Source organism: Pseudomonas sp. MF06569 (assembly GCF_059862735.1).
In genome coordinates, this window is the sequence record NZ_JCBCUZ010000064.1 from 1 (window position 1) to 3434 (window position 3434).

Consider the following 3434-nt stretch of genomic DNA (forward strand, 5'->3'; position numbering starts at 1 on the left):
TTGAGCATTACAACGAGCAGCATCCGCACAGCGCTTTGAACTATCGCTCACCGAGGGAGTTCAGGCGCTTGGCAGTGGCATCAATTTAACGGGGAGTTGGTGTCCGGTTTTGTAGGGGCTAATCCAGGGCTTACCCCTAAACCCCTCGCAGATAACTTACTACTCGGTAGAGCCATCAATACGTCCGCTTCTGTGAGCGGTTGAATCCTTGTGTGCGGCCATAGAAGCGGCGAGCGGTGGTGTAGTTTTTCTTCCAGTACGAATTGTCCATCGAGTTGATACGAATCGTCTTGCCCGTGCGCGGTGCATGAATAAAACGGTTATCGCCGATGTACAGGCCGACGTGATTGCTCCGCGTCCCCCCTTGGGTACGGAAAAAACGGCATCGCCAGGTTTGAGTTGATGCCGGGCGACCTTTTGCAAGTCTGCATTCAGCATGGCCGAAGTGGTTCTTGGTATATGGATATTGGCTTCGTTTTTGAACAGGTAGACCAGCATGCCGCTGCAATCGAAGCCCTTTTCCCGCGACATGCCGCCCCACAGGTAAGGGATGCCCAGCAAGGAGTGGGCGCTGTCGATGACCTTTTTGACGTGCAGTGGTGAAGAACTTTCTTTTTTAACCGATTGTTGAATGGCCCAGGAATACGTTTTGTAAAGATCGGTGGCGGACGCAATGCTGGAGCCGGCGAATGTAAAAAACAAGAACAAAGAAATGAATCTGGACACAAGTAACCTTCTATTTGATGAGGGTACTTGAAGTCTAAATTCGTCAGTACTACGCAGAAACGGGAAAATTCCTACGCATATTGGCGGAAATTTCCGAGTCCGACGAACAGTACTAGTTGTATTTAGAAAAGCGTCTCAGGGGGGGATATCCGCGCTGGGGCAGGGCGCTCAGTGATAATCATGGCCTGGTCATTTAGTCATTTTGTGGCTCTGGGTGGTATGCCGTTACCGCTCTAAAGTGGAGCCACTTTCCTAATGGCTGACCATCATGAATTTCACACTGCAACATCTTGAGGACGAGCCGGCACTGTGTGTCAGTTTTGACCTGATGCGCGTCTTGCGCCCACATCTGCGAGATCCCGCAACCTATTCAACGCAACTGCTGCGACAGGTGGCTCAGGGCTACCGTCTGCTCGCTGCCTGGCAGGAGCATACTCTGGTCGGGCTGGCGGGGTACCGCGAGATGGAAAACCTGATCTATTCGCGCTTTATTTATGTCGATGATCTGGTGGTGAGCCCCGATTTACAGCGTTCAGGTGTGGGGAGTCGCCTGTTGAGCCGCGTTCGCGAAGAAGCGATGCCGCGCCAGTGCGATCATCTGGTACTGGACACGGGGCTGCACATGGCGCTGGCTCAGCGTTTCTATTTCCGCCAGGGCCTGCTGGCGCATGGCATGCACTTCACCCAGACCCTCACCGGGGAGCAACCATGAACAATGCATTGCTGATCAACGCCAGCCCCCACGGGCACTTTTCCCATGCCAGTCGGCTGGCTCGCGAATTTTTGGCATCCCTGCGCCAACGCTATCCTGATCTTGCATGGGTGGGGCGTGACTTCAGCGAGCAACCGTTGCCGCCGCTGGGCATCGATTACGGCGCCGCGCTGGCGACACCCACACCGTTCGAGGCCCCGGTGTTCGATGTGTCCGAGGCGCTGATTCGTGAGCTGGAAACCAGCGACATGCTGGTGATCTCCACGCCCATGCACAACTTCACCGTCCCGGCAGCTCTCAAGCTGTGGATCGATTACGTGTTGCGCATTCATCGCACGTTCAGCGCAGGCCCCGAGGGCAAAACCGGGTTACTTGCCGATCGTCCGGTGTATGTGCTGGTGGGCTCGGGTGGTTTTCATCAGGGGGAAAGGGCGCGGCAACCGGATTTTCTGACGGACTACCTGCGTTATGCCCTGAACACGCTTGGGCTGTTTGACATTCACTTTGTCTATTTGCAGGGCCTTGTGTTTGGCGAGGCGGCAGTGGCAGCAGCACTCAAGGATGCCCGTGAGCAACTTGCACGCTTGGCCGACCAATAGCCCTTCCTTCAACCCTCGGCACTGTGGGCCAGGCTCTCGATTACTTGCGTGAGTACGTCATAGGTTCCGGAGCCTTGTTAACTGTTAAATCTGTTTTATCTTCCATAAATTAGATACTTATCTAATCTAACTATTTTGTGGAATTTTCGTGCGAGGGTAATCCCCCCTGAAAAAAGTACTCATCAGAAGTAGAATTTTCTCCTGACCGGATCAAGGAAATTTTGCGTGAAGACATCGCGTTTTTCAGACAGCCAAATCATGGCCATCCTCAAGCAAGCCGAGGCCGGAACTCCAGCACCAGAGCTGTGCCGCGAGCACGGCATCAGTTCGGCTACGTTCTACAAGTGGCGTACCAAGTTCGGCGGTATGGACGCATCGTTGCTGACTCGACTGCGCGAGTTGGAGGACGAAAACCGGCGACTTAAAAAAATGTACGCCGAAGAGCGCCTCAAAGCCGAAATCATCCAGCAAGCCATGGCAAAAAAGTGGTGAAGCCATCGCGACGACGAGAGATGGCGCAGGAAGTGGTTCGTTCAGGTCGGTGCAGCATCAAGTTGGCGTGCCTGGCTTTCAGAGTTAGCCTCACGTGCTATCGCTATCAGCCGCGTTTGGCGCCTGAAAATGCCGTGATTGCCGATAAACTGATCCAACTCACGTACAACCAGCGTAACTGGGGGTTTGGCTTGTGCTTTCTGTATCTGCGCAACGTGAAGGGCTATCGCTGGAATCACAAACGGGTTTATCGGATTTACCGCGAACTGGAGCTGAATCTACGCATCAAGCCACGTAAGCGCATCGTACGCGAGAAACCTGAGCCGCTTGCCGTTCCTGAAGCCACTAATCAGTGCTGGTCGATGGATTTCATGCATGATCAATTAGCGGATGGGCGCAGTTTTCGGGCCTTCAATTTGATTGATGATTTCAACCGTGAAGCCCTGAGCATGGAAATTGATTTGTCTCTGCCGGCTGAACGTGTGGTGCGGGCGCTGGATCAGGTCATTGAATGGCGCGGGAAACCGCAGGCAATCCGCAGTGATAACGGCCCCGAATTTATTAGTGCCAAACTTACAGTCTGGGCCGAAAAACGGGGCATCCGTTTGGAATATATTCAGCCGGGCAACCCGCAGCAGAACGCCTACGTCGAACGCTATAACCGCACCGTCCGTTACGACTGGCTGGGCCATTACTTGTTTGAATCGATAACTGAAGTTCAGGACTACGGCACGAACTGGATCTGGACATACAATCACGAGCGCCCGAATATGGCGCTCTGGATTAGCCCCTACAAAACCGGACACCAACTCCCCGTTAAATTGATGCCACTGCCAAGCGCCTGAACTCCCTCGGTGAGCGATAGTTCAAAGCGCTGTGCGGATGCTGCTCGTTGTAATGCTCAA

Annotated in this window: 3 protein-coding genes and 1 pseudogene; 3 read left to right on the forward strand and 1 reads right to left on the reverse strand. The window is 53.8% G+C overall.

What is annotated here, in order from left to right; translation table 11 throughout:
- Positions 1–175: 175 nt before the first annotated feature.
- Positions 176–633: pseudogene (locus AC19YQ_RS24795) on the reverse strand (C40 family peptidase).
- Positions 634–994: 361 nt separating this feature from the next.
- Between AC19YQ_RS24795 and AC19YQ_RS24800 the strand changes: the two are divergent.
- The 3 genes from AC19YQ_RS24800 (at position 995) to AC19YQ_RS24810 (ending at position 3374) form a co-directional block, all read left to right on the forward strand.
- A complete protein-coding gene (locus AC19YQ_RS24800) occupies positions 995–1438 on the forward strand; it encodes a GNAT family N-acetyltransferase (protein WP_326397546.1) in 444 nt (147 codons plus the stop codon).
- The gene (locus AC19YQ_RS24805; protein WP_326397548.1) at positions 1435–2037 is read left to right on the forward strand and encodes an FMN-dependent NADH-azoreductase; all 603 of its coding nucleotides are present in this window, start codon (positions 1435–1437) and stop codon (positions 2035–2037) included. The genes AC19YQ_RS24800 and AC19YQ_RS24805 overlap by 4 nt, the downstream gene beginning before the upstream one ends.
- 225 nt (positions 2038–2262) lie before the next feature.
- A protein-coding gene (locus tag AC19YQ_RS24810) for an IS3 family transposase (protein ID WP_500596173.1) occupies positions 2263–3374 on the forward strand; the annotation gives its coding sequence in 2 pieces (ribosomal slippage) (positions 2263–2515 and positions 2515–3374; 1113 coding nt in all).
- The last annotated feature ends 60 nt before the right edge of the window (positions 3375–3434 follow it).

Excerpts from the sequence above, each read along its gene's own strand:
- AC19YQ_RS24800 (WP_326397546.1), top strand. The coding sequence starts at position 995 with ATGAATTTCACACTGCAACATCTTGAGGACGAGCCGGCACTGTGTGTC.
- AC19YQ_RS24805 (WP_326397548.1), top strand. The coding sequence starts at position 1,435 with ATGAACAATGCATTGCTGATCAACGCCAGCCCCCACGGGCACTTTTCC.